At 67.4% G+C, this 25,696-nt stretch carries 21 protein-coding genes, 4 pseudogenes and 1 riboswitch; of the genes and pseudogenes, 16 read left to right on the top strand and 9 right to left on the bottom strand.

Features of this window, described 5'->3' with window-relative positions; all coding sequences use genetic code 11:
* Nucleotides 1-180 precede the first annotated feature (180 nt).
* The 4 genes from sdhC to BN972_RS03835 are packed head-to-tail and all read left to right on the top strand — an operon-like array spanning nt 181 to nt 3,551.
* Nucleotides 181-519 (top strand): succinate dehydrogenase, cytochrome b556 subunit, encoded by a 339-nt coding sequence (gene sdhC, locus BN972_RS31100; protein WP_036353070.1) that lies wholly within the window; start codon nt 181-183, stop codon nt 517-519.
* Nucleotides 516-983, top strand: coding sequence for a succinate dehydrogenase hydrophobic membrane anchor subunit (locus tag BN972_RS03845; RefSeq protein WP_036353068.1), 468 nt, complete (start codon nt 516-518; stop codon nt 981-983). Before sdhC ends, BN972_RS03845 begins: the two co-directional genes overlap by 4 nt.
* A 22-nt stretch (nt 984-1,005) precedes the next feature.
* Complete coding sequence (gene sdhA, locus BN972_RS03840) at nt 1,006-2,760, top strand: succinate dehydrogenase flavoprotein subunit (protein ID WP_036353066.1); 1,755 nt, start codon at nt 1,006-1,008, stop codon at nt 2,758-2,760.
* A complete protein-coding gene (locus tag BN972_RS03835) occupies nt 2,760-3,551 on the top strand; it encodes a succinate dehydrogenase iron-sulfur subunit (protein WP_036353063.1) in 792 nt (263 codons plus the stop codon). The genes sdhA and BN972_RS03835 overlap by 1 nt, the downstream gene beginning before the upstream one ends.
* Nucleotides 3,552-3,560: 9 nt before the next feature.
* Here BN972_RS03835 and BN972_RS31095 read toward each other — a convergent pair whose 3' ends face one another.
* Both BN972_RS31095 and BN972_RS31090 read right to left on the bottom strand, forming a co-directional pair.
* Entirely contained in the window at nt 3,561-4,286 is a 726-nt protein-coding gene (locus BN972_RS31095) for an NHL repeat-containing protein (RefSeq protein WP_390176197.1), read from the bottom strand.
* 288 nt (nt 4,287-4,574) lie between these two features.
* Nucleotides 4,575-6,197: pseudogene (locus BN972_RS31090) on the bottom strand (serine/threonine-protein kinase); the annotation flags it as partial.
* Between the two features lie 63 nt (nt 6,198-6,260).
* Here BN972_RS31090 and BN972_RS03825 point away from each other — a divergent pair.
* Nucleotides 6,261-7,121, top strand: coding sequence for an SCO6745 family protein (locus BN972_RS03825; RefSeq protein ID WP_036353060.1), 861 nt, complete (start codon nt 6,261-6,263; stop codon nt 7,119-7,121).
* Here the strand turns inward: BN972_RS03825 and BN972_RS03820 are convergent.
* Entirely contained in the window at nt 7,042-7,578 is a 537-nt protein-coding gene (locus BN972_RS03820; protein ID WP_235192359.1) for a condensation domain-containing protein, read from the bottom strand. The two genes, BN972_RS03825 and BN972_RS03820, sit on opposite strands and share 80 nt — an antisense overlap.
* Before the next feature lie 89 nt (nt 7,579-7,667).
* Between BN972_RS03820 and BN972_RS03815 the strand changes: the two are divergent.
* Nucleotides 7,668-8,288, top strand: a pseudogene (locus BN972_RS03815) (carboxymuconolactone decarboxylase family protein); the annotation flags it as partial.
* A gap of 9 nt (nt 8,289-8,297) precedes the next feature.
* On the top strand, nt 8,298-9,689 hold the full coding sequence (locus BN972_RS03810; RefSeq protein ID WP_036353055.1) for a PE family protein: 1,392 nt from the start codon (nt 8,298-8,300) through the stop codon (nt 9,687-9,689).
* 4 nt (nt 9,690-9,693) lie between these two features.
* Here BN972_RS03810 and BN972_RS03805 read toward each other — a convergent pair whose 3' ends face one another.
* The gene (locus BN972_RS03805; protein ID WP_036353053.1) at nt 9,694-10,605 is read right to left on the bottom strand and encodes a sigma-70 family RNA polymerase sigma factor; all 912 of its coding nucleotides are present in this window, start codon (nt 10,603-10,605) and stop codon (nt 9,694-9,696) included.
* Between the two features lie 32 nt (nt 10,606-10,637).
* On the opposite strand from BN972_RS03805, the pseudogene BN972_RS03800 reads away from it, so the two are divergent.
* Nucleotides 10,638-11,966, top strand: a pseudogene (locus tag BN972_RS03800) (aspartate aminotransferase family protein); the annotation flags it as partial.
* An 86-nt stretch (nt 11,967-12,052) separates the two neighbouring features.
* Here BN972_RS03800 and BN972_RS03795 read toward each other — a convergent pair.
* Together BN972_RS03795 and BN972_RS03790 are read right to left on the bottom strand one after the other, a co-directional pair.
* Nucleotides 12,053-14,308, bottom strand: coding sequence for a VIT domain-containing protein (locus BN972_RS03795; protein WP_036353049.1), 2,256 nt, complete (start codon nt 14,306-14,308; stop codon nt 12,053-12,055).
* Entirely contained in the window at nt 14,305-14,871 is a 567-nt protein-coding gene (locus BN972_RS03790; RefSeq protein WP_051545017.1) for a MerR family transcriptional regulator, read from the bottom strand. Before BN972_RS03790 ends, BN972_RS03795 begins: the two co-directional genes overlap by 4 nt.
* A 126-nt stretch (nt 14,872-14,997) precedes the next feature.
* On the opposite strand from BN972_RS03790, the gene BN972_RS03785 reads away from it, so the two are divergent.
* The 6 genes from BN972_RS03785 (at nt 14,998) to BN972_RS03760 (ending at nt 20,116) form a co-directional block, all read left to right on the top strand.
* On the top strand, nt 14,998-15,669 hold the full coding sequence (locus BN972_RS03785) for a hypothetical protein (RefSeq protein ID WP_235192358.1): 672 nt from the start codon (nt 14,998-15,000) through the stop codon (nt 15,667-15,669).
* A 73-nt stretch (nt 15,670-15,742) separates the two neighbouring features.
* The gene (locus BN972_RS03780; RefSeq protein WP_036353047.1) at nt 15,743-16,990 is read left to right on the top strand and encodes a D-alanyl-D-alanine carboxypeptidase family protein; all 1,248 of its coding nucleotides are present in this window, start codon (nt 15,743-15,745) and stop codon (nt 16,988-16,990) included.
* Nucleotides 16,991-17,011: 21 nt separating this feature from the next.
* Nucleotides 17,012-17,335 carry a hypothetical protein gene (locus BN972_RS30125; RefSeq protein WP_036353045.1) on the top strand — a complete coding sequence of 108 codons (324 nt, stop codon included), beginning with the start codon at nt 17,012-17,014 and terminating at the stop codon, nt 17,333-17,335.
* Nucleotides 17,272-18,678 (top strand): sugar porter family MFS transporter, encoded by a 1,407-nt coding sequence (locus tag BN972_RS03770; RefSeq protein ID WP_390176196.1) that lies wholly within the window; start codon nt 17,272-17,274, stop codon nt 18,676-18,678. The genes BN972_RS30125 and BN972_RS03770 overlap by 64 nt, the downstream gene beginning before the upstream one ends.
* Nucleotides 18,675-19,802, top strand: a complete 1,128-nt coding sequence (gene nagA, locus BN972_RS03765; RefSeq protein WP_036353041.1) for an N-acetylglucosamine-6-phosphate deacetylase — start codon at nt 18,675-18,677, stop codon at nt 19,800-19,802. Before BN972_RS03770 ends, nagA begins: the two co-directional genes overlap by 4 nt.
* Complete coding sequence (locus tag BN972_RS03760) at nt 19,802-20,116, top strand: DMT family transporter (RefSeq protein ID WP_036353039.1); 315 nt, start codon at nt 19,802-19,804, stop codon at nt 20,114-20,116. The genes nagA and BN972_RS03760 overlap by 1 nt, the downstream gene beginning before the upstream one ends.
* Nucleotides 20,117-20,277: 161 nt before the next feature.
* Here the strand turns inward: BN972_RS03760 and yhjD (BN972_RS03755) are convergent.
* The 3 genes and pseudogenes from yhjD (BN972_RS03755) to trpS all read right to left on the bottom strand — a co-directional run.
* Nucleotides 20,278-21,165: pseudogene (gene yhjD, locus BN972_RS03755) on the bottom strand (inner membrane protein YhjD); the annotation flags it as partial.
* The gene (gene yhjD / locus BN972_RS03750) at nt 21,162-22,049 is read right to left on the bottom strand and encodes an inner membrane protein YhjD (protein ID WP_235192357.1); all 888 of its coding nucleotides are present in this window, start codon (nt 22,047-22,049) and stop codon (nt 21,162-21,164) included. The pseudogene yhjD (BN972_RS03755) and the gene yhjD (BN972_RS03750), both read right to left, overlap by 4 nt.
* Nucleotide 22,050: 1 nt before the next feature.
* Nucleotides 22,051-23,070 (bottom strand): tryptophan--tRNA ligase, encoded by a 1,020-nt coding sequence (gene trpS / locus BN972_RS03745; protein ID WP_036356448.1) that lies wholly within the window; start codon nt 23,068-23,070, stop codon nt 22,051-22,053.
* A gap of 173 nt (nt 23,071-23,243) precedes the next feature.
* Here trpS and BN972_RS03740 point away from each other — a divergent pair, with 173 nt between their 5' ends.
* On the top strand, nt 23,244-24,050 hold the full coding sequence (locus BN972_RS03740; RefSeq protein WP_036356447.1) for an alpha/beta fold hydrolase: 807 nt from the start codon (nt 23,244-23,246) through the stop codon (nt 24,048-24,050).
* A 41-nt stretch (nt 24,051-24,091) separates the two neighbouring features.
* A riboswitch (SAM riboswitch) is annotated at nt 24,092-24,210 on the top strand.
* A gap of 122 nt (nt 24,211-24,332) precedes the next feature.
* Complete coding sequence (locus tag BN972_RS03735; RefSeq protein WP_051545014.1) at nt 24,333-25,685, top strand: bifunctional o-acetylhomoserine/o-acetylserine sulfhydrylase; 1,353 nt, start codon at nt 24,333-24,335, stop codon at nt 25,683-25,685.
* The last annotated feature ends 11 nt before the right edge of the window (nt 25,686-25,696 follow it).

Genomic DNA, 25,696 nt, shown 5'->3' with positions numbered 1-25,696 from the left:
TTTGGTACCGCTGGCTCGTTGCTCAAGATAAGCTCGGTTGCCCGGCTAGATCCGTTTACTGACGGTTTTTGGGAGGCGGTGGAAATGGTAAGTACCCAAGCGACAACCGCGGATCCGGCAACGCCCACGACGTCACGTAAGCGGCGACCACCTCGGACGCTTTACCGAGGCGACCCCGGAATGTGGGCGTGGGTGCTGCATCGCATCAGCGGCGCCACGATTTTCTTTTTCCTGTTCGTCCACGTGTTGGACGCGGCGGTGCTGCGGGTCAGCCCGCAGACCTACAACGAGGTGTTGTCGACCTACAAGACCCCGATCGTCGGCCTGATGGAATACGGTCTGGTGGCCGCGGTGCTCTTCCACGGACTGAACGGGATTCGGGTCATTCTTATCGACTTCTGGTCAGAAGGTCCGCGCCACCAGCGCACCATGTTGTGGATTGTGGCGGTCGCCTTCCTGGTGCCGCTGGTGATGGCCGGCGTCGTTATCGGCATTCACGCCTGGGAGCACCTGCGATGAGCATCAACGACCTGCAACTCGGCCCCGGCCAGACCGCGCCGGTCCGCCAGCGCAGCCACGACCGGCCCGCCAGCCTGGACAACCCGCGCTCGCCGCGCCGCCGGGCCGGCATCCCGAACTTCGAGAAGTTCGCCTGGCTGTTCATGCGGTTTTCCGGGATCGCGCTGGTGTTTTTGGCTATCGGCCACCTGTTCATCATGCTGATGTGGGATGACGGCGTGTACCGCATCGACTTCAATTTCGTCGCACAGCGCTGGGCGTCGCCGTTCTGGCAGTTCTGGGATCTGGCGCTGCTGTGGCTGGCGCAATTGCATGGCGGCAACGGGCTGCGCAACATCATCGACGACTACAGCCGCAAGGACGTCACCCGCTTCTGGCTCAACAGCATCCTGTTGCTGTCGATCGGCTTCACCTTGGTGCTGGGAACCTACGTCATCGTGACCTTCAACCCGAACATCTCCTGAAAACCGTTGGAGGGGAATAGCCTTGATCCAGCAACACCGATACGACGTCGTGATCGTGGGCGCGGGCGGTGCCGGGATGCGCGCCGCGGTCGAGGCCGGGCCGCGCGTACGTACCGCCGTGCTGACCAAGCTGTATCCCACCCGTAGCCACACCGGCGCCGCCCAGGGTGGCATGTGCGCGGCGCTGGCCAACGTCGAAGAGGACAACTGGGAGTGGCACACCTTCGACACCGTCAAGGGCGGCGACTACCTCGCCGACCAGGACGCGGTGGAGATCATGTGCAAGGAAGCCATCGACGCGGTGCTCGACCTGGAGAAGATGGGGATGCCGTTCAACCGCACCCCGGAGGGCCGCATCGACCAGCGCCGCTTCGGCGGGCACACCCGCGACCACGGCAAGGCCCCGGTGCGCCGGGCCTGCTACGCCGCCGACCGCACGGGCCACATGATCCTGCAGACGCTGTACCAAAACTGCGTCAAGCACGACGTGCAGTTCTTCAACGAGTTCTACGCGCTCGACCTGGCGCTCACCCAGACCCCGACCGGCCCGGTGGCCACCGGCGTGGTGGCCTACGAACTGGCGACCGGTGACATCCACGTTTTCCACGCCAAGGCCATCGTGCTGGCGACCGGCGGTTCCGGCCGGATGTACAAGACCACCTCCAATGCGCACACGCTGACCGGCGATGGCATCGGCATCGTGTTCCGCAAGGGACTTCCGTTGGAGGACATGGAGTTTCACCAATTCCATCCGACCGGACTGGCCGGGCTGGGCATTCTGATCTCCGAAGCCGTGCGTGGGGAGGGCGGCCGGCTGCTCAACGCCGACGGCGAACGCTTCATGGAGCGGTACGCCCCGACGATCGTCGACCTCGCGCCGCGGGACATCGTCGCCCGATCGATGGTGCTGGAAGTGCTCGAAGGCCGCGGCTGCGGCCCGCACAAGGACTACGTCTACATCGACGTGCGGCACCTCGGTGAGGACGTGCTGGAAGCGAAGCTGCCCGACATCACCGAGTTCGCCCGGACCTACCTGGGGGTCGACCCGGTCCATGAACTGGTCCCCGTCTACCCGACGTGCCACTACGTGATGGGCGGCATCCCGACCACCGTCACCGGCCAGGTGTTGCGCGACAACACCAACACCGTGCCCGGGCTGTTCGCCGCCGGCGAATGCGCGTGCGTGTCGGTGCACGGCGCCAACCGGCTGGGCACCAACTCGCTGCTCGACATCAACGTGTTCGGGCGCCGGGCGGGCATTGCCGCGGCCGCGTACGCCCAGGGACACGACTTCGCCGACATGCCGCCGGAGCCGGCGGCCATGGTGGTCGGCTGGGTGGCCGACATCCTGTCCGAGCACGGCAACGAACGCGTCGCCGACATCCGCGGTGCCCTGCAGCAGACGATGGACAACAACGCCGCGGTGTTCCGCACCGAGGAAACACTCAAGCAGGCGCTCACCGACATACACGCGCTCAAGGAGCGGTATTCCCGAATCACCGTGCACGACAAGGGAAAGCGCTTCAACAGCGATCTGCTGGAGGCTATCGAGCTGGGCTTCCTGCTGGAGCTGGCCGAGGTCACCGTGGTGGGAGCGTTGAACCGCAAGGAATCTCGTGGGGGGCACGCCCGCGAGGACTATCCCAACCGCGACGACGTCAACTACATGCGCCACACCATGGCTTACAAAGAGGGCACCGATCTGCTCAGCGACATCCGGCTGGACTTCAAACCCGTCGTGCAGACCCGGTACGAACCGAAGGAGCGGAAGTACTGATGACCGCGGAAACCGAGGTGGAAACCCTGGACCCGCCGCTACCCCCGGTGCCCGAGGGCGCGGTGATGGTGACGGTGAAGATCGCGAGGTTCAACCCCGACGACCCGGATGCCTTCGCCGCGACCGGCGGCTGGCAAAGCTTCCGGGTGCCGTGCCTACCCAGCGACCGGCTGCTCAACCTGCTGATCTACATCAAGGGCTACCTGGACGGGACGCTGACCTTCCGGCGGTCCTGCGCACACGGTGTGTGCGGCTCCGACGCAATGCGGATCAACGGCGTCAACCGGTTGGCCTGCAAGGTGTTGATGCGCGACCTATTGCCCAAAAAGCCGGGCAAGAAGCTGACCATCACCGTCGAGCCGATTCGCGGACTGCCCGTGGAGAAGGACCTCGTGGTGGACATGGAGCCGTTCTTCGACGCCTACCGCGCCATCAAGCCCTACCTGATCACCAGCGGCAATCCGCCTACCCGCGAACGCATTCAGAGCCCCACCGACCGGGCCCGCTACGACGACACCACCAAGTGCATCCTGTGTGCGGCCTGCACCACCAGCTGCCCGGTGTTCTGGCACGAGGGCAGCTACTTCGGCCCGGCCGCGATTGTCAACGCGCACCGCTTCATCTTCGACAGCCGTGACGAAGCCGCGGCCGAACGCCTGGACATCCTCAACGAGGTGGACGGGGTGTGGCGCTGCCGAACCACGTTCAACTGCACCGAAGCCTGCCCGCGTGGCATCGAGGTGACCAAGGCTATCCAGGAGGTCAAGCGCGCGACAATGTTCTCGCGTTAGCTCGCGGGACTAACTTGGTGGCAACTTCAGCACCCGGTTGTTCCCGGTGTCGGCAACGTAAACGTTGCCGGCGGCGTCGACCGCCACACCTTGCGGATTCTTCAGTCCCCCGAACGGCAGCGCGTCGGAGGCGTTCGATGCCTTGACCAGTTTCACGACCTTGTTCGCGTGGCCGTCGGTCACGTACAGGTCGTCGCCGGCGCCGACGGCCATGAAGTCGGGCCGGTCGACCGCGTAGGGCAGCACGGTCGCAACGATCGCGGTCGGCGGCAATCGCAGGATCCGTTCGTTGTCCCGGTCAACCACAAACAGGACACCGTCTTTGTCCACCACCACCGCCGAGGGATGCTCCAAGCCGGTGAAAGGCAGTTCGGTCTGACCGGTGGGCTGCAACGTCAGCACCCGATTGTGCAGCGAGTCGGCCACGTAATAGATCCGGTCGGTGCCGCGTGCGTAGACCGCAACACCGGTGGGCTCGGTGAGGTCGGTGAACGGGAGAACGGTGGGACGGGTCGAACCGGCCGACAGTTCCAACACCCGACTGTCGGCGGCCTCGGCGACGACCATGTCTCCCTGAGCGTCGACTGCGATGGCGGTCGGATGGTTCAGGTCGGCGAACGGTGCGACGGTCTGGTTGGTCGCGCCTGCCGCCAGCTGAACCACCCGGTTATGGCCGCTATCGGTGACATAGACGGTGCCGTTGGCGTCGACCGCAACCCCGACCGGGCCGTCCAGCCCCTGAAACGGCAGGACCGTTTGCGCCGACTCCGGTGCCGAATGAAAAGGGTTCGCCAGCAACATAATTGCGGCGACCGCAAGGGCAACAACCACGGCCGCCGCCAGGGACAGGACGAGCGGCCGCCGACTCCTGCGCGGGGACCCGACCGGTGCCAGCACCGCGGCGTCCTGTGTCGAGTCCGCGGGACCGGTGCCGGGTGTGGGCTTGGCATGCCGGGGTCCGGCGGCGGTCAGTGCCGCGCGCGCTGCCGCAGCCAGTTCGCTGGCCGACTGATAGCGGTCATCGGGATTCTTCGCCATGCCCCGCGCGACCACCTCGTCGAACCTGACCGGGATTGCGGGCTGGGCCTCGCTGGGCCGCGGCGGCTCGTCACGTAGGTGAGCGACTGCCAACCCCTCCACGCCGCCGCCGCTGAACGGCAGCTGGGCGGTCAGGCATTCGTACAGCACGCAGGCCAGCGAGTACACGTCGGCGCGAGCGTCGGCGGTGCCTTCGCCGGTGAAGCGCTCTGGAGCCATGTACCCCGGAGTTCCGGGAGTCACGTTGGTCAGCGTCAGGCGAGCGGCCGAGGCTTCATGTACGAGGCCGAAATCGATCAGATAGACGAAGTCGTCGCCGACCATGAGGATGTTCGACGGCTTCACATCCCGGTGCACCAACCCCGCCCGGTGCGCCGTGTCCAGCGCCGCGGCAACCTGTTCGATCACCCGCACCGCCTTGGCGGGACCCATCGGCCCTTCCCGCTGGAGCACGGTGTGTACGTCGACCCCATCGACCACCGGCATCACCAGGTACAGCCGTCCGTCGATCTCGCCAGCCTCGTAGATCGGGATGATGTTCGGGCTGCTGAGCCGGCCGGCGGCGGACGCCTCGCGACGGAATCGCTCTTGATAGCCCGGCTCGGTGGCCAGCTCCGGCCGCAACACCTTGACCGCCACGTCACGGCCCAGGGCGGTGTCGTGCGCGCGGTACACCGAACCCATTCCGCCCGCCCCCAGCATTTCGAACAACCGATAGCGGCCGAACTCCACCTCACTGAGCGAGCCCGCTGGCGCAATCGTGTTGGACGCGAGCGCATTTCGCGCAGCACCGGCCAATTCGCGAGACGATTGGTAGCGGTCGTCGGGATCGGTGGCCATGCCACGCGCGATCACCTCGTCGAACCCGACCGGGATTGCCGGGTTGACGTCGGTCGGTTTCGGCGGTCCGCCTTGCAGACGGGCGGCGACCACCTGCTCGAGGCTGTCGCCTACCACGGGCGGGCTCCCGGTCAGGCATTCGTACAGCACCGCGGTCAGCGCGTAGGTATCCGCGCGAACGTCCGGGGGTTCGGACTCCATGCGCTCCGGCGCCAGATACGGCCAGCTCTGCCTCGAATCGTCGTCGGCCCGGTCCGGGGCGGGCGTCTGGGAGGCGACCCCGAAGTCGATCAGGTACACGAATTCGCCGCCGACCACGAACAGGTTCGACGGCTTCACATCGGTGTGCACCAGACCCGCTGAGTGCATGGCGTCCAACGCCGCGGCGGCCTGCTCGATCACCCGCACCGCCAGCGTCGGGTGCATCGGCCCGTCGCGGCGCAGCAGACTGCCCGCATCGAGGCCGTCCAACAGCGGCATCACCAAGTAGCGCTGACCGTTGATTTCGCCGGCTTCATAGATCGGGATGATGTTGGGATTGTTCAGTTGGGCCGCGATGGATGCCTCATGGCGGAATTGCTCGTCAGACTGCGGCTCGCCGGCCAGCTCGGTCGGAAGCACCTTGATGGCGACTTCACGCGTCATCATCGTGTCCCGGGCCCGATACACCGTCCCCAACCCGCCCCATCGAAGCACTTCGAGCAGCCGGTAGCGGCCGAAAATCTCCCCGTCCACTCCCGTTTCCAGCGAAGCCTCCTCCGAGCTCATGAGTGGTGCCTGATGCTACCAACGCGACTTTGCGTTTGGGCCGCCGTCGGCAAAGCTGCAAGCATGCAACGCACACCCGATCTGGCCCGGCGGTTCTATGACCGGTTCGAGCCGATTCACGCCCTGACTTACTTCGCCCCGGAAGCGCGTTCGGCGCTGGACGGTCTCGGGTACCGCGGCTTCTGGATGGGCTATTTCGCCGCCCGCTCGGCTCCCCTGGGCGTGGTGGCGCCGCAGGTGGTGACCGCGGTGTTCTACAACTTCGCGCCCGCTCGGGTGGCCAAGGCGCTGCCGGCGGCCTGGGACATCGCCGGGCCGGAGCTTGCATTGCGGGCCCGGCAGGATTCGGCGGTCGCCGCGCTGCGCCGCTGCGGCATCACCGATGACGAAAATGTCCGCACCGCAGCGCAATTGGCGTTGCGCGCCGCGCAGCAGACGCCGGTGGACGGGCGGCCGTTGTTCGCGGCCAACATTGCCCTTCCCGAGCCGTCGGATCCGCTGGCCGCGCTGTGGCATGCCACCACGTTGTTGCGGGAGCATCGTGGCGACGGACACATCGCGGTGCTGGCTGCCGCGGGCATCACCGGGCGCGAGTCGAACGTGCTCCACACCGTGGCCAGCGCGCTGCCCGCGGAATACATGAAGACCACCCGGCACTACGACGACAACGAATGGTCGGATTGCACACGGCGCCTTGCCGACCGCGGCCTGCTCGACGACGACGGATCGCTGACCTCGGCCGGGCGTGAACTCAAGGACCACATCGAGACGACCACCGACGCGCTGTCGTTACGGGCGTTCGATGGACTCGACGACGACGAGCTGCAGACGTTGTTCAGCGCGCTCACGCCGATAGCGCGACAGGTGATCGGTGGCGGCGACTTGCCCGCCACCACGCCCATGAGTGTGCGCCGCGACTTCTAGCCCGATAGCTGGCGTCGCGCGCCAGCACGCCGCCTTCGTACGCCGACATCACGCTGTGCACCACGTTGCTCCACAGCTTGGCGTCAGCGCAGAGGTGGCTGGCGGTGAGCACCAGGCGCTCCGGGACCCCGGGAAGCAGCGACACCGCGAACAGCCGGCCGGTGCGCATGTCGAAACTTCCGCGCTGCCGGGCGATCACCTCGGGCACGGTGACTCCGGGAGGCTCGACCGCCCAGCTCCAGTCGCCGCCTGGGCGCGACAGCCAGCGGTCCCTGCTCGGTTCGAACACCGCACCCAAGTTGGGATGGGCTTCGAAGACGGCGTCGATCGCGGCACGGATACCGGTCTGGTCCAGGCGCGAATCAGCGACCAGGACCTCCTCGTGCGTGCTGTCCTCGAGGTCGTTGACCATCGGAATCTCGGAATAGGTCCAGTAAGAAGATGTTCCCCGCTCCACTGAGCCAGACTCGGATGCAGCGCTTGAAGGATTCTTGACAGATTCTTGGAGACCCCTGCTGACGTGGGCTGTCACGTCCGCGCGGGCTGCCTCGTCTGACTGGTATGACACAGAAAACCCGCATCGAGCCCTTGCCCCCCAAGCGCGCCGGCCTGCTGGTCCGCGCCATGTACCGCGTCGCCAAGCGGCGCTTCGGTGAAGTTCCGGAACCGTTCAGCGTCGCCGCGCACCACCCACGGTTGCTGATCGCCAACGCCGTGCACGAGACGATGCTGCAGAGCGCATCGCGCACACTGCCGGCCAGTGTGCGCGAGTTGGCCGTGTTCTGGGCAGCGCGAACCATCGGTTGCTCCTGGTGCGTCGACTTCGGTTCCATGCTGCAGCGACTGGACGGCCTGGATATCGAGCGCCTGAAGGACATCGATAATTACGCCACCTCACCGGCCTTCACCGACGACGAGCGCGCAGCGATCGCCTACGCCAACGCCATGACCACCGACCCGCACTCGGTCACCGACGAGCAGGTCGAGGACCTGCGCGCCCGGTTCGGCGAGGCCGGCGTCATCGAGCTGAGCTATCAGATCGGCATCGAGAACATGCGGGCCCGGATGTATTCGGCGCTGGGCATCACCGAACAGGGCTTCAGCTCCGGGGACTCCTGCCGGGTGCCTTGGGCCGATTCGGGAACCAACTCCCGTCCGGCTGGCTAGCATGCGGTGATGTCGTCGTACCTGACCGCAGTGCCCGAAGCGCTTGCCGCGGCATCGGCAGACCTGGGTGGCATCGGGCAGGTGATCAGCGAGGCCGCCGCGGCCGCGGCGCCGTCCACCACCCGGATTCTCGCTGCGGCCGGTGACGAGGTCTCGGCCGCCGTTGCGAGTCTGTTCGGCGGCTATGCCGACGAGTTTCAGGCGCTGACCGCGCGCACGGCCCTCTTCCAGGCCGAGTTCGAGCGTGCGTTGAGCGCGGCCGCGACGGGGTATGCGGCCGCCGAAGCGGCGAGTGTGCCGACGCTGCAGACGCTGTTGCAGCAAGTTGAAAGCTTCCGGCGGCCGCTGTTCGGCGGCACCGGGGCCGCGACGCTGGGCGCCGTGCTCAACTGGGCCAGTGACACCGTGGGCCTCGGCGGGGTGGTCAACTTTCCCTCGACGGTGGCCGTCGCCGGCACCGACGGCGTGACCGGGGTCAGGATCGGCTTCTCCTTCCTGCAGATCCCGGTCGGCCCAAGCTCGTTCCTGGGCTTGACGATTCCGCAGTTCAACTATCCCGCCCCGACGCTGTGGTACTTCCCGACGCAGGCGAGCGGAGTGGTGGACGCCGCCGGCACCGCTTATCTGCAACACGGGTTTGCCGCGATCGGCTGGTTCTACCAGCCGCTGGCCATCGAATTGGCCAGCCAGACCAACAGCGTCGTGCTGACACCCACCATCCCCTCTGTCCCGTTGCCGTTCGGGGTGTGGCTGAGCAGTCCGCAGATGCAGCAGGGTGTGGGCTCGCTTTTCCTGGGTGATCAATCGGCGCTGAACGCCGCCGCGCGCTGGGCGGGTTTAGCGGGCACGCTGCCGCAGGACTTCGTGCTGACCGGCCACTCCGCCGGCGGTGGCCTGGCGACGATGGCGGCCAGCAGTTACGTGACGAACCTCGGGGCCGGCACCAATCATCTGCTCGGCGTGGTGATGTTCGACGGGGTCGCCAACAATGCCGCGGCCTTCGGGTCCGCGGTGGCCAACCTGCAGGCGGCGAGCATCCCGCTGTATGCGGTCGTCGCCCCACCGCAACCGTGGAATGCGTTCGGTGCCACCACGACTCAATTGGCCGCCTTGTACCCGGGGCAGTTCTCCGGCGTCGAGATCGTCGGCGGCTCGCATGTCGACTCGATGCTTGGCGGGAGCCCGCTCGTCGACCTCGCCGCCCAGCTGCTGACCGGTTTCTCGCCGCCGGGTGCCACCGCGGCGGTGTACACCCTGGCCACCGGCTGGATCAATGACTTCTATGCCGGCGGTACCCCGGCCGCCCCGGTGTTCGGCATCTACGGCCCCGCTGGGCCGTACGTCCCGCCGGGCGGTCAGCTGATCAGTTTGGGACCGGCAACCGGGATCGTGCTGCCGTAGTCCGCTACTCGGATTCCCGCAACGGCGAGCCGGTGAACTTGTCCGGGTTGGCGATGTCCCAGAGCGCCACGACCTTTCCGTCGCGCACCGTCATCGCGGTGATCCGCGGCGCCATCTCCCGGCGGCCCTCGGTGGCCGGGAAACCCTTTGTGTACGAACCGAGTTCACCGTTGACCAAGGCCAGCTGATGCTCGGTGTAGAAGCCGTCGCCGTACCGGTTGGCCAGGCCGAGCATGAACCGGACCACCTTGTCCACTCCGTGGATGACGTTAACGGCCGTCGATGTCCTGCCGTTCGCGTCGCCGGTGAAGGTGACGTCGGGATGCAGCAGCGAAACTATTGTCTCGATGTCACCGGCCGCCATGGCCGCCATTAACCGGCCGACCACCTCCGCATGGCTGGGGTCGGGCTCGGGTGGCGGGGCGGCGGCAACCGACTTGCGGGCCCGTGACGCCAGCTGCCGGGCGGATGCCTCACTGGTACCCAGCACCTCGGCAACTTCGGCGAAGGGCATCGAGAACCCGTCGTGCAGCACAAACGCCACCCGCTGGTCGGGGCTGAGCCGTTCCAGCACCACCATGGCCGCGAACCGGGCGTCCTCGGCGGCCACCACGGCCGACAGCGGATCGGCCGGCGAATCCGAGAAGGGCATCACCACCGGCTCGGGCAACCAATTGCCGGTGTAGGACTCGCGCCGGTGCGCCGCCGACCGCAGCCGGTCCAGACCGAGTCGGCTCACCACCGTGGTCAGCCACGCCTGGAGGTTGTCGATCGCCCTGTCCTGGGTGGACCAACGTAGCCATGCGTCCTGGACGATGTCTTCCGCGTCGGCCACCGTGCCGGTCAGCCGGTAGGCGACCGACATGAGATGTGGCCGCAGCGCCTCGAACTCGGAGACCTGCTGGGCTACCGCCATATTGTGAGCCTAACGCTAGGCTCGCGATCACTATGTCCAGAAATCTCTGGCTCCACTTCGCCCAGCACGGCAACGGCATCACGCCACCCGTCATCACCCGCGGCGAAGGGGTCACCATCTTCGATGACCGCGGCAAGAGCTACCTCGACGCACTGTCGGGTCTGTTCGTCGTGCAGGTCGGCTACGGCCGCACCGAACTCGCCGAGGCCGCCGCGCGCCAAGCCGAGAAACTGGCGTTCTTCCCGCTGTGGGGCAACACCACGCCGCCGGCCATCGAATTGTCCGAGCGCCTCGCCGGTTACACGCCGGGAGATCTGAACCGGGTCTTCTTCACCAACGGCGGCACCGAGGCCGTCGAAACCGCATGGAAGGCTGCCAAGCAGTACTACAAGCTCGTCGGCAAACCCAACAAGTACAAAGTGATTTCGCGCGCCATCGCCTACCACGGCACCACCCAGGGTGCGTTGTCGATCACCGGCCTGCCGAAGTACAAGGAAGCTTTCGAGCCGTTGGCGCCGGGCGGGTTCCGGGTGCCCAACACCAACTTCTACCGCGCGCCGGAGCCGTATGCCGAGGACGCGAAGGCATTCGGTCGATGGGCAGCCGACCGCATCGCCGAAGCCATCGAGTTCGAGGGCCCCGAAACCGTCGCCGCCGTCTTCCTGGAGCCGGTGCAGAACGCCGGCGGCTCCTACCCGCCGCCGCCGGGCTATTTCGAGCGGGTCCGCGAGATCTGCGACTCCTACGACGTATTGCTGGTTTCCGACGAGGTGATCTGCGCCTTCGGTCGGATCGGATCCATGTTCGCCTGCGACGACTTCGGCTATGTGCCGGACATGATCACCTGCGCCAAGGGCATGACGTCGGGCTACTCGCCGTTGGGTGCGATGATCGCCAGCGACCGGGTGTTCGAACCGTTCAACGACGGCAAGACGACGTTCCGGCACGGTTACACCTTCGGCGGCCACCCAGTGTCGGCGGCGGTTGCGCTGGCCAACCTCGACATCTTCGAACGCGAAGGCCTCAACGACCACGTGAAGAACCAGTCCCCTGCCCTGCGCGCCACCCTGGAAAGGCTCTACGACCTACCGATCGTCGGCGACGTCCGCGGCGAAGGCTTCTTCTTCGGCATCGAATTGGTCAAAGACCAGGCGACCAGGCAGAAGTTCGCCGACGACGAACGTTCCGCTCTGCTCAAGCGGGTTGGGGCGGCGCTCTTCGAAGCCGGGCTGTACTGCCGCACCGACGACCGCGGCGACACCGTCATCCAGATCGCGCCGCCGTTGATCAGCGGTCCAGCCGAGTTCGACGCCATCGAGTCGATCCTGCGTGGCGTCCTGAACGACATCAGGGTGGACTGACGCACGCGCCGGTTCGCGAGCGTGCGTAGATGCGCGGCGACACGCCGCTGGCACCGGCAATCTGCGCACGTTCGCGCCGGACGGACTTACGTCCAGAAGCGCCGCCTGCTCGCCTGCCTGCCTTGGGCGGCCAGCGCCCGCTTCACCGCGTCGACCGCGACCAGCAGTTGCCGCCCCTGCGGCCCCGACGGGTGCTTTAGGAACCGCGCCAGCGCCGCGCACAACTGGTCGAGCGCCGCGCGCAGTTCCCGGTCGGACTCCGCGTCGCGGTGCTGCTTGAGCTCGTCGAGCACCGTGTCCAGCCCGGAACGACGGACTTGCGCGCTCTTCTCCACCACCTTGAGCAGCTTGTCCAGCGGCCGCATCGGCGCCGGCTTCCTCCCTGCGGGCACAGGTGGGGGCGCGGCCATGGGTGCGGGCATGACCATGTCAAAGGCAGGTGCCGATACCTTCGCCGCCTGGACGAAGCCCACGGTCGTTGCCCATCCCGACGGCTCCTCGACGGGTTGGATCACGTCGGTCAGCGGGCCGGCGTCAGTGCGTTCCGGGTCGACGGCCACGAACGCGGTGAACCGGGACAGCACCCCGAACCGGACCGAATGCGCGACGATCCGTTCGGCCAGCTCTTCGTCCGCGCCGTACGACGCATAGTCGTCCTCCAGGTCACGGACCACCGATCGCGCCCAAATCGTCCGCACCGCAACCGCTTCCGGGGCCACTTGAGCGGGCAGCGTCACCACGGCCGAGTCGTCCCCCGCTACCTGTAGCGTCGCGGCTTCCCCACCCCGGTAACGCCCGGAAACCACCCACGGCACGCCGGCGAAGGCGTCGGGCAACCGGCCCGGTGTGAGGGTGCCGTCGACGATCTCGATCCCGTCGGCGCTCACCCGCAATCCGGTCAGCGCCGGACGTCCGATGGTCCGCGCCAGCCGCGCCATCGCCTCATCCAGGCGCTCCTCGGACTCGACCAGTTCGGATCGGCCGCGGCCCAGCTTCGCCAGCCGGTCCAGGAAGCCGGCGTTGACCGCCCGGTCGATTCCCACACAATAGATGCGCGTGTCGCCCAGAGCCGGCGCCAGCGTCGCCAACAGCTGGTCCTCCCCGGTGATCTGGCCATCGGTCACCAAGACAACGCTGGCCAGCCGGTCTTCACCCGAGCCGGCGAGCAGCTGGGCAGCCTTGAACAGCGGCTGGGCCATTTCGGTGCCGCCCCGGCTCTCCAGCCCGCCCAGCCACGAGGCGGCGGCGAACCGGTTCCGGTCGCTGGCATCGACCAAGCTCGCCGGTAGCCCCGCCGGACTGTCGATGCGGTCGTCGAAGGCCAGCACGCAGAACCGGTCGACGGCATCCAGCATGTCCACAATCCGGCCCGCGGCCCGGCGGGCGGCGATCATCTTCCAGCCGTGCATCGAACCCGAGCGGTCCAGCAACACCACCACGTCGCGCGGTGCGCTGCCGCTTTCGGCGGGGGGCACCAGCGTCACCGACCAGGTGCCCTCGTCACCCTCGCCGTCCGGGACCAACAGCGCCGACGACGACAGCTCCCCGCGGTCGATGCGGAAGCGCAACACGAAGTCCCGGTCGGCCCGCGCGCCCCGCTCCACCAGTAGCCGGGTCGCGCCGTCGACTTCGGACACCGCCGTGGGCAGGCTGGACCGCAGATCGGACACCGGCAGGCCGGCGCCGTCGAGGGTCAGCTCGATCTGCAGATCGAGGCGTTCGTCGTCTGCAGCCAGGCGTGGTGGCGTGACCCGCGACGCGTCGGGCACCGCGTCGGTGTCGTCGGCCAGGCCGGCGCCGGTCCGGTCACCCGGCAATGGCTTTCCTGCCGTGTACCGCGGGGCCACCACCAGGGGAAATCGGAACGTCGCCTCGCCGTCCTCGAACGACAGCGGCCCCGTCAGCCGCAACTCGATGGTGGCTTCCTCGCCTGGGCCGAGATTGCCGACGCGCACCGAGAACACGTCCGAGCGGTCCTCTTCGACGATCGCGGCGCGCTGGCCGGCGAGCAGCGCCTGCTCGTAGTCGGCGCGGGCGTGACCCCGTTCCTTGAGGACCCCGATCACGCGCCGCCCCGCCAGGTCGGCGGCGAAGTCGGTCACCCCGGCGCGGGCCGGCAGGGGAAATACGTAGGTCGCCTCGATGGTGGTGTCGCCGGTGTTGACGAACCGCTGGCGCACGGTGGACGTGGCGGTCAGGCCGACCAGGGCGGCATCGACGCTGAGCGACTTCAGTGGCAGGGATCGGCCGTCCGATCCCGACAACTCACCGCACGTCGGCCTGCCCGCCCGAACCGGGTGTGCGGGGCCGGCGGGCAGCAGGGGTAACAACTGAGCACTCATGACGAGTCCTTTCGGGTGTGGGCGATGAGGTCCAGCAGCGGGGCCGCGGCATGGCGCAGGGCATCGAGGGACGGCAGCCCGTCGCCGTCGACCAGCAAGGTGACAGTGTCGGACAGCCGCACGGCCTGCAGGTTGGTGACGGCCGGTTCGGCAGCCGGTTCGGGGGCCTTGGGGGCCATCCGCCAGAACGGGCCGGCGGCGCGCGCGGCTTCGGGCGTCGGTTCGGGATCGCCCAGATCCGCAGGCATCGCCGCCTCCGGGATGGCGGCCAGCGCCTCTTCCTGCGCCGCCGTCATGCCGTCGAGTCGCTCAGCGATCTCCTCCAGCGACAGGCCCTGGCCCTGCAACCGTTTGATGGCGACCAGCCGGATCAGGTGTGAGCGCCCATAGGTCAGCGCCCGCCCCCGGTTACCCGGCCGGGGCAGCAAGCCCCGCGCGGTGTAGTAGCGGACCATGCGCTCGGCCGGGATCGGCTTGGCTTGCCGATTCTCCGGCACGGCGCCGGACGCCTGCACCGCGGCGGCGGCCGCGGTGGCGAACTCGGATAGCGTAAGCAATTTCATACTGATGACAGTGTCACACCTATTTTTGACACTGTCAAATGTTGCTGGGCTGCTCTCGCGGGGCGCGAGTCCTGTCTCTCACCCGTTTACGTGCGGACTTCGAGCCGCGAGTTTTAGGGTCGACGGATGAACTGGATGACGGTGATAGCAAACGCGCTCGTCCCTCTCGCCTCCGTGATTTCGAGCGCCACCGTCGCGGTCTGGACTAAGCGCATCGACGCCAGGAACAAAGCGGAAGACCGCCGGCACGAACGAGTGCTCGACTTTGAAAAGCGGGCTGCCGATGACAAGAAGGCGGTGCTCAAATCGCTGATTTCGGCGACCATGTACGTCAAACGCGCGGCCCAATACGAGGGGCGCGGGACCGCCGCGGAGATCGCTACCCAGCGGCGCGCCGAGGCCATCCGGGAGCTCTATGACTTCCGCATGCGACTGGGCCTTGACGACGGAGTGGCCGAACTATTGGTCTACGCCGCACCGCCGGTGCAAGAGCTGGTAGGTCTGCTGCTCGACGAGTGGGATCGTCAGTTCCGCGAGCACGGCTACTCGCTGACCCAGCTGGATGCGTGCAAGCGGCAGTTGGCCCAGTCCGCGGCCTGCCCCGCACCTGCCGAAGACGCGACCGTGTACTACGAGGGCGAACTCAAGTGGTCCGAGCTGCGGAGGCAGGAGACGGTGTTCCTGGACATGCTGGGCAAAGATTCCGATCTCGACCTCGACGCCCTGGTGGATTTGTGCGACCGCGTCCTGGCGGCCGCACACACAGACCTGCGCGGGGGATACGGGCTCGACTTCTGAGCAGGCAGCGCAGGAAATCCAACACCGCGCGGCACCCTGCGATCCCGCGTTCGATCACTTAATCTGCTCAGCGATGCTGTTTTCACGGATCTCTTTGCGCGCCGCATCGTGCCTGGCCGCAGCGTTTTTGGCGGTCACCGGACCGGGCGCGCTGACGCTTCCGGCGGCTCGGGCCGAGCCCAGCGCCGCGGTGAATGCCGGGTCCGAGAACTGCCCATACATGATCAACACCCCACCCGCCGTCGACTCCTCCGAGGTGCCGAAGGCCGGCGACCCGCCGCTCCCCCTGGCCCTGCCTCCGACGCCGATCGGCGGGAACGCGCTGGGCGGCTGCGGCATCATCACCGCCCCGGACACCCCACCGGTCCCCGGGGATGTGTCCGCCGAGGCGTGGCTGGTCGCGGACCTCGACAGTGGCGCCGTGATCGCCGCGAAGGATCCGCACGGCCGGCACCGCCCCGCCAGCATCATCAAGGTGCTGGTCGCGATGGCCTCAATCAACGCGTTCAACCAGAACAAGACGGTCCCGGGCACCGATGACGACGCGGCCGCCGAGGGCACCAAGGTCGGGGTCGACGCCGGCGGCGTATACACCATCAACCAATTGCTGCACGGCTTGTTGATGCACTCGGGCAACGACGCGGCGCACGCGCTGGCGATGCAGCTCGGCGGCATGCAGGCGGCGCTGGAGAAGCTCAACGTGCTGGCCGCCAAACTCGGCGGACGGGACACCCGGGTGGCCACACCGTCCGGGCTCGACGGGCCCGGCATGAGCACCTCGGCCTATGACATCGGGTTGTTCTACCGATACGCCTGGCGCAACCCCGTCTTCGCCGACATCGTCGCGACCAGGACATTCGACTTCCCCGGCCACGGCGACCACCCGGGCTACGAGCTGGAGAACGACAACCAGCTGCTCTACCACTACCCCGGCGCGATGGGCGGCAAGACCGGCTACACCGACGACGCCGGCCAGACCTTTGTGGGCGCGGCCAACCGCAACGGCCGCCGGCTGGTTGCTGTCCTGCTGCACGGCACCCGGCAACCGATCGCACCCTGGGAGCAGGCGGCGCACCTACTGGACTACGGTTTCGGCACCCCGCAGGGCACGCAGGTCGGCTCGCTCATCGAACCCGACCCGTCGCTGTTGCCCAGCAATCCCAACCCCGCCAACCGAGCCCCGGAGAACAACCAGGCGGCTGGGCTGATGTCGTCGGCGGACACGCTGCCGATCCGGGTGGGGGTGGCCGTCATCGGCACTGTCATCGTGTTCGGATTGATCCTGGTAGCACGGTCGATGAACGCCCGTCGCGAGCATTAGCAGGCACTAGACTCAGGCGCCATGACCGCCCTGTACGAGGACGCCAACCTCACGCTGGATGAGGAAGGCATCACCATTCGGCACTACTACTTCCCTTTTGCCACGGCCAAACGAGTCGCCTACAGCGACATCAAGGGCATCAAGAGCGAGCAGATGGGCTGGGCCAGCGGCAAGGGCCGGATCTGGGGCGCCGGTGATCCACGCTACTGGTTCCCGCTGGACATTCACCGCGGACGCAAGAGCACCCTGCTGGTCATCGATGTGGGCCGGCGGGTGCGCCCCTGCATCACCCCCGAGGACCCGGCCAAGGCCATCGAAGTGCTCAAAGCCAGGGTGAAAACCTGACCGGTCGGGGTTTGCTGGTCGGCCTTACCGCGGCCAGCGTCGGGGTCATCTACGGTTACGACCTATCCAGCATCGCGGGCGCACTGCATGTCATCTCGAGGGACTTCGACCTCACCGACGAGCACAAGGAACTCGTCACCACCATGGTGGTGATCGGCCAGATCGGCGGAGCGCTGGGCGGCGGCGTGCTGGCCAATGCGATCGGGCGGCAGAAGTCGATGGTGCTGATCCTGGTTGGCTACGCGCTGTTCGCCTTGCTGGGCGCGATGTCGGTGTCGGTGCCGATGCTGCTGGCAGCGCGGCTGCTGCTGGGCGTCACCATCGGCGTCTCGGTGGTGGTGGTCCCGGTGTACGTGGCCGAATCGGCGCCCGCCGCAGTGCGCGGATCGCTGCTGGCCGCTTACCAGCTGGCCACCGTCAGCGGCATCATCCTGGGCTATGTCACCGGCTACCTGCTGGCCGGGTCACAGGGTTGGCGGTGGATGCTCGGGCTGGCCGCGGTGCCCGCGACGCTGTTGCTGCCGCTGCTGTTACGCATGCCCGACACCGCACGCTGGTATCTGCTCAAAGGCCGCGTCGACGACGCGCGCCGGGCACTGTTGCGCATCGAACCCGAGGCGGCCGTGGATGCGGAACTGGCCGAGATCGCCGTCGCGGTGCGCGAAGACCAAAACACCCCCGGCGGCGGGCTCGCGGAGATGCTGCGACGGCCCTATCTACGCGCCACCCTGTTCGTGGTGGCCCTGGGCTTCCTCATCCAAATCACCGGGATCAACGCGATAATCTATTACAGCCCACGGCTTTTCAAAGCGATGGGCTTCGAGGGTGATTTTGCGTTGCTGGCGCTGCCGGCGCTGGTACAGGTGGCCGGCCTGGCGGCGGTGGGCACGTCGCTGTTCCTGGTGGACCGGGTGGGCCGGCGCCCGATCCTGTTGTCCGGCATCGCGCTGATGATCGTCGCCGACGCGGTGCTGATCGCCGTGTTCGCCGAGGAATCCCACGCCCCGCTGCTGCTCGGATTCGGCGGGGTGCTGCTGTTCATCGTCGGGTTCAGCTTCGGGTTCGGCTCGCTGGTGTGGGTGTTCGCCGGGGAGAGCTTTCCGTCCCATCTGCGGTCGGTGGGCTCCAGCGTGATGCTGACTTCGAATTTGATCGCCAACGCGATCATCGCCGGCTTCTTCCTCACCCTGCTGCAGCTGCTCGGCGGCGCAGGAGTTTTCGCGGTGTTCGGGGCTTTCGCGGTGATCGCGTTCGGCGTGGTGTACCGATTCGCACCGGAGACCAAAGGCCGCCAGCTCGAGGACATCCGACATTTCTGGGAGAACGGCGGGCGCTGGCCATGACCTTGATCCTGGCCGGCACGGTTGTGGTCAACGGCGAGGTCTGCCGGCCCGGGTGGGTGGACACGCAAGGCGGGCGGATCGCCGCCTGCGGTTCGGGGACGCCGACCGCATCGGGCGACGTGGAGCTGCCCGATTCCGTTGTGGTTCCGGGATTCGTCGACATGCATGTGCACGGCGGCGGCGGCGCTTCCTTCAGCGACGGTGAGGTGGATCGGGCCGTTGCGTTTCACGCTCGCCACGGCACCACCACGACGCTGGCCAGCTTGGTCACCGCCGCACCCGCGAAACTTCTTGCCGCCGTTGGCTTGCTGGCCGATGCGACCCGGAACGGGCTGATAGCCGGCATCCACCTGGAGGGGCCGTGGCTGAGCGTGGGACGTTGCGGCGCGCACGATCCCGCCCAGATCCGGCCGCCCGACCCCGACGAGATCGACGCCGTCCTGGCCGCCGCCGACGGCACCGTGCGGATGGTCACGCTGGCCCCGGAGCTGCCGGGCAGCGGCCAGGCGATCCGGCGTTTCCGCGACGCCGGTGCCGTTGTCGCCGTCGGGCATACCGACGCCGACTACGAACAGACCCGGCAGGCGATTGCGGCGGGAGCCACCGTCGGCACCCATCTGTTCAATGCGATGCCACCCTTGAATCATCGCGAGCCCGGGCCCGCGCTTGCCCTGTTGGGCGATGCGCGTGTGACCGTGGAATTGATCGCCGACGGGGTACACGTCCACCCGGACATGGTGCAGGGGGTGATCGCCGCGGTGGGTGCGGGCCGGGTCGCCGCGGTGACCGACGCGACGGCCGCGGCAGGTTGCGGTGACGGGGAGTTCCGGCTGGGATCGGTGCCGGTGGTCGTCAGCTCGGGGGTGGCCCGGGTACGCGGCACGACCACCATCGCCGGCAGCACCGCCACCATGGACCAAGTCTTTCGCGCCGTTGCCAGCGGAGCGGGCCTGGCCGCTGCGGTCAAGACCACCTCCACGACCCCGGCCCGGGCGCTCGGACTCGACGGCGTGGGCACGATCCGGGCCGGATTCGCCGCCAATCTTGTTGTGCTGGATCAGCATCTGCGGGTGACGGGTGTGATGGCCAACGGGCAGTGGCGCCTCGTTCCGGGGGTGCGGTGATGGCCTGGCTCGTGCTGGTGGTTTCCGGAGTCCTCGAAGCGGTGTGGGCGACCGCCCTGAGCCGGTCCGAAGGCTTCACCCGGCTTGTGCCATCGCTGATCTTCGGTGTGGCGCTGCTGTTTTCAATGACCGGCCTGGCGGTGGCGATGCGCAGCCTGCCCACCGGCACCAGTTACGCGGTGTGGGTGGGCATCGGCGCGGTGCTGACGGTCTGCTACGCGACGGTGACGGGGGACGAACCGGCATCGCTGCTCAAAATGCTGTTCATCGCCGGGATCGTCGGCTGCATTGTCGGCCTGAAGCTGGTCAGCTAGCGGTCGCGGCGCCGGGCCAGCCGGGAAAGCGTCAGGGCGCCAACGGCTCCAGCGGCCATGGCGGCCAATGTCTGGCGCGCGCTGGGGCCCTCCTGAACTTGAATGCGGGGTCTGATGATCGCCGGAGCGGGCGGGTCCACGTGAGTCTCCCGTTCGTCGTCAGCGGCCGTCGCTGCCCAGGCGGTGGCGAACAACAGCAGCGACCAAGTGACGAACGCGAAGACCATCAGGCCCAGCACCGGTCCGAACGTGGCACCGGCGGGGCTGCGCACCACGGTCTGCAGGTAGATAGACCCCAATTGCTTGAACACCTCGAAACCGACGGCCGCCATCAAGCCGGCGCGCATCGAGGTGACGAAGCTGCCCGGCTCGCGCGGCAGCCGGGCGATCATCCAGGTGAACAGCAGCCACGACACCAGCACCGACACCAGCACCGAGACGACGCGGAAGATCTCGTCGAAGAACGAGAACTCAGGTATATGAAGCAATTTCAGCAACGCCCCCATCGGGCCGGATTGCCCGAGGGCGCTCAACGCGATGGTGACCGTGATGACCAGGAACGTGCCCACCATGGCCAGCATGTCGGACAACTTGGTGCGCACATAGCCCGCGGAATCGGCGGGCTGTAACCACATTTCGCTCAACGCCTCCCGCAAGTGATACATCCAGCCCAGGCCGGCCCAGGCCGCGGTCAGCAACCCGATCACACCGACCGAAGCCCGCGCGTCGATCGCCGAGTTCATCAGGTCGACGAGCTGCTGGCCCAGCTCCCCGGCCACCGCCGTGCGGATGCGCCCCTCCAGCGTGCTCAACAGCTGCGGCCGGCGCGACAACGTGTAACCGGCCACCGCGAAACCGACCATCAGCAATGGAAATAACGCGAAAATCGTGTAGTAGGTGAGACCCGCCGCGAAGAAGGTGCCCTTCTGTTTGCTGAAGCGCTGGTAGGCCTTGACCGCGTGGTCGAGCCAGCCGTGCCGGGCCCGCAGTCGTTGCAGGACCCCCGGGGTGCCGGTTCCGGTGGCAGGGTCGGTGTCGGTATCGGTCACGAGGCGTCCGCCGTCGCGGCCCAGGCGGTACTGAACAGCACCAGCACCCAGGTGACATAGGCGAACACGAGCAGCCCCAACAGCGGCCCGAAAGTCGCACCGGCCACGCTGCGCAACACCACTCGCAGATACAGCGAGCCCAGCAGTTTGAACAACTCGAACCCGACGGCCGCGATCAGACCGGCCTGCATCGAGGTGACGACACCCACCGACTCCCGCGGCAGCCGGACGATCACCCAGGTGAAGACCAGCCACGAGACCAGGAAGGAGACCAGCACGGAAAGCACTCGCAGCACCCAGTGAAAGACCGAAAGCTGTGGTAAGCCAAGCAGATTGAGTGCTGCTTCCATCGGCTCCCGATGGCCGAGCGCCGAGAGCGCCATGGTGGCCAGGATTACTCCGAACGTCGCCACCACGGCGGCCAGATCGGACAGCACGGTGCGCACCAGACCCTCCGAGAACACCGGGTGCCCCCAGATTCTGCCGAGCGCTTCGCGCAGCCGGTACATCCACGTCTGGCCCACCCAAGCCGCGAAAACCAGTCCGATCACGCCCACGGAGGTGTGCGCGGCGATCGCCGAGTTCATCACGCCGACCAGTTGCTGCCCCAGCTCCGGCGACACCCACGATCGGGCGCGGTCGTCTATGGTGTCGACCAGTCCCGGATGCCGTGACAACGCGAAACCACCGAGCGCGAAACAGATCATCAGCAAGGGAAACAGCGCGATCAGCGTGTAGTAGGTGAGCCCGGCCGCGAAGAGATTGCCGTTGCAATCCCGGAAGTGCAGGAACGCGCGCACCGCATGGTCGAACCAGTCAGCCCGGGCCCGCAGCCGGTCAAGTACTCCCGGGGTGGCCGGCACGGGCTGGTCGTTCGCGGTCAACTTATTCCTTAAGCGGAAGGAAACCTAACCGATCGTAGACCCGCTGCACTGTTTTGCTGGCGATCTCGTTGGCGCGCTGCGCCCCGGCCGCCAGCACGGCCTCCAGCTCGCCCAGGTCGGCGGTGAGCTCGTCGACCCGCGCCTTGATCGGCCGCACGTATTCGACGACCGCTTCGGCGGTGTCTTTCTTCAGGTCGCCGTAGCCGCGTCCGGCGTACCCGTCGACCAGGGTGTCGATACCGACGCCCGTGACCGCCGACTGAATGCTCAACAGGTTCGACACGCCGGCTTTGGCCTCCGGGTCGTACCGGATTTCGCGTTCGCTGTCGGTGACCGCGGAGCGGATCTTCTTGGCGGATCTGGCCGGATCGTCGAGCAGGCTGATCAGCCCGGCGTCGGTGGACGCCGACTTGCTCATCTTCGACGTCGGGTCCTGCAGGTCGTAGATCTTGGCGGTGACCTTCGGGATCAACACGTCGGGGACGACGAAGGTGTCCGGGAAGCGGCTGTTGACGCGCTGGGCGATGTCGCGGGCCAGCTCCAGGTGCTGGCGCTGGTCTTCGCCCACCGGAACCAGGTCGGTGTCGTAGGCCAACACGTCGGCGGCCTGCAGCACCGGGTAGGTGAAGAGTCCGACGGTGGTGGAGTCAGCGCCCTGGCGCGTCGACTTGTCCTTGAACTGCGTCATCCGGGAGGCCTGGCCGAACCCGGTGAAGCAGCCCAGCACCCAGGCCAGCTGACTGTGAGCGGGCACGTGGCTCTGCACGAAGATGGTGGCCCTGTCGGGGTCGATGCCGAGCGCTAGGTACTGGGCGGCGGTGATCAGCGTGCGGCGCCGCAGTGCCTCTGGATCCTGCGGGATGGTGATGGCGTGCAAGTCCACCACGCAGAAGAACGCCTCATGCTCGTCCTGCAGCCCGACCCACTGGGCGACCGCCCCGAGGGCGTTGCCGAGGTGTAGCGAGTCAGAAGTGGGCTGCACACCGGAAAAAATCCGGCGGGATCCGGTAGGGGTGCTCATGATGCTCACGATCTTTTCACGGGCCCCGGCCGCGCGAACGTGATGCCAGCCGCACGCTCGGTTGCGGTACCAGCGGTACCGCATTTACTGTCGAAATTATGCGAAGCCTGCGAAAGCCTTCATCGGGCGCCGCCACCCGTGAGCCCATCCACTTGGGTTCGGGCGAGCCGGTGCTGCTGCTGCACCCCTTCCTGATGTCGCAGACGGTGTGGGAGGTGGTTGCGCAGCAACTGGCCGAAACCGGCCGCTACGAGGTGTTCGCGCCGACGATGGCGGGCCACAACGGCGGTCCGCGCGCCGGCACCTACTTCCTGTCGTCCGAGGTCCTGGCCGACCATGTCGAACGCCAGATGGACGAACTCGGCTGGGAGACCGCGCACATCGTCGGCAACTCGCTCGGCGGCTGGGTGGCGTTCGAGCTGGAACGACGCGGGCGCGCGCGCAGCGTGCTGGGCATCGCCCCGGCCGGCGGCTGGACCCGGTGGAGCCCGGCCAAGTTCGAGGTGATCGGCAAGTTCATCCTGGGCATTCCGATGCTGATACTCGCCTGGCTGTTCGGGCCGCGGGTACTGCGCATACCGTTCAGCCGCCACCTGGCCACCTACGCGATCAGCGCCAGCCCCGACGGGGTCAGCGAGCGCGAACTCAGCGTCATCGTCGATGACGTAGCGCACTGCCCGGCCTACTTCCAGTTGCTGGTCAAGGCGCTGCTGATGCCCGGGCTGCAGCAGCTCGCCGAGAACTCCGTGCCTGCCCATCTGGTGGTTTGCGAGAAGGACCGGGTCGTCCCTTCGCCCCGGTTCAGCAAGCATTTCCGCACTCAACTGCCCGACGACCACCGGTTCACCAGGCTCGACAACGTCGGCCACGTGCCGATGTTCGAGGCACCCGGGCGAGTCACCGAGGTGATCCTGGATTTCCTGGACGAATGCGTGGGGGCGAACCGCGGCAAGCAGGTGGCCGAGCCGCCCGCCAGCTAGGAATTGGCGGGGATCCGCCGCCATACGATAGTCTTCAAATCGGTCATGAGCGCCAGCGTCAAGCCCCGGCTTGCTGGCCGGCAACCCTCCAACCGCGGTGGGGTGCCCCGGGTGATGACCAGGTTGAGTAGCCGCACCGGCTACGCGGCAAGCGCGGGTCCGCCGTCAACCGGGCCCCTGAGCTGACAGGGAAACGTGATGTGCACTCCTGAAACCCACTCGGCTCTGCAAGCTGTGCCTCTCTTCGCCTAACCGCCATTCCCCCAGCAGAAAGCGACCAGAGTGAGCTCCGAGAACACCGACCCGACCGCGAATTGGTCTTTCGAAACCAAGCAGATCCACGCCGGGCAGCGGCCGGACCCGACCACCAACGCGCGGGCCCTGCCGATTTACCAGACCACGTCGTACACGTTCGACAACGTCGCCCACGCGGCCGCCCTGTTCGGCCTCGCGGAGCCCGGCAACATCTACACCCGCATCGGCAACCCGACCACCGACGTCGTCGAGCAGCGCATCGCCGCGCTCGAGGGCGGTGTGGCCGCGTTGTTTCTGTCCTCCGGACAGGCGGCCGAGACCTACGCCATCCTGAACCTGGCCGCCGCCGGTGATCACATCGTCTCCAGCCCGCGGCTCTACGGCGGCACCTACAACCTGTTCCACTATTCGCTGCCAAAGCTGGGCATCGAGGTCAGCTTCGTCGAGGATCCCGACGACCTGGACTCCTGGCAGGCGGCGGTGCGGCCCAACACCAAGGCGTTCTTCGCCGAGACCATCTCCAACCCGCAGATCGACGTGCTGGATACGCCCGGCGTCTCCGACGTGGCGCACCGCAACGGAGTGCCGCTGATCGTCGACAACACCATTGCCACGCCATATCTCATCCAGCCGCTGGCCCAGGGTGCGGACATCGTCGTGCACTCGGCCACCAAGTACCTGGGCGGGCACGGCTCGGCCATCGCCGGTGTCATCGTCGACGGCGGCACCTTCGACTGGACCAACGGCAAGTTCCCTGGGTTCACCACCCCCGACCCCAGCTACCACGGCGTGGTGTTCGCCGAGCTCGGGCCGCCCGCGTTCGCGCTCAAGGCGCGCGTGCAACTGCTGCGCGACCTCGGCTCGGCGGCTTCGCCGTTCAACGCGTTCCTGGTCGCCCAGGGCCTCGAGACGCTGAGCCTGCGAGTCGAGCGCCACGTCGCCAACGCCCAGCGGGTCGCCGAGTTCTTAGAGGCCCGCGAGGACGTGCTTTCGGTCAACTACGCGGGGCTGCCCAGCTCGCCCTGGCATCAGTTGGCGAAGAAGTTGGCGCCCAAGGGCGCCGGCGCGGTGCTGGCTTTCGAGCTGGCGGGCGGCGTGGACGCCGGCAAGGCGTTCGTCGACGCCCTGCAGCTGCACAGCCACGTCGCCAACATCGGGGATGTGCGTTCGCTGGTCATCCACCCGGCCTCGACCACCCACGCCCAGCTCAGCGCCGCCGAGCAGCTCGCCACCGGCGTCACTCCCGGATTGGTGCGGCTGGCCGTCGGACTGGAGAACATCGACGACATCCTGGCCGACTTGGAGCTCGGTTTCGCCGCCGCCCAGGTGTTCAACTCCGCCAAGGCCGGGACCGACCCGCAGGCCGTGGCGGCGTTCTGAGGGCGCCGGAC

The organism is Mycobacterium asiaticum DSM 44297 (genome assembly GCF_000613245.1).
Lineage (GTDB): Bacteria > Actinomycetota > Actinomycetes > Mycobacteriales > Mycobacteriaceae > Mycobacterium > Mycobacterium asiaticum.
Note: the sequence above shows the minus strand (reverse complement) of the source record. Positions and strands in the feature narration are given on the sequence as shown.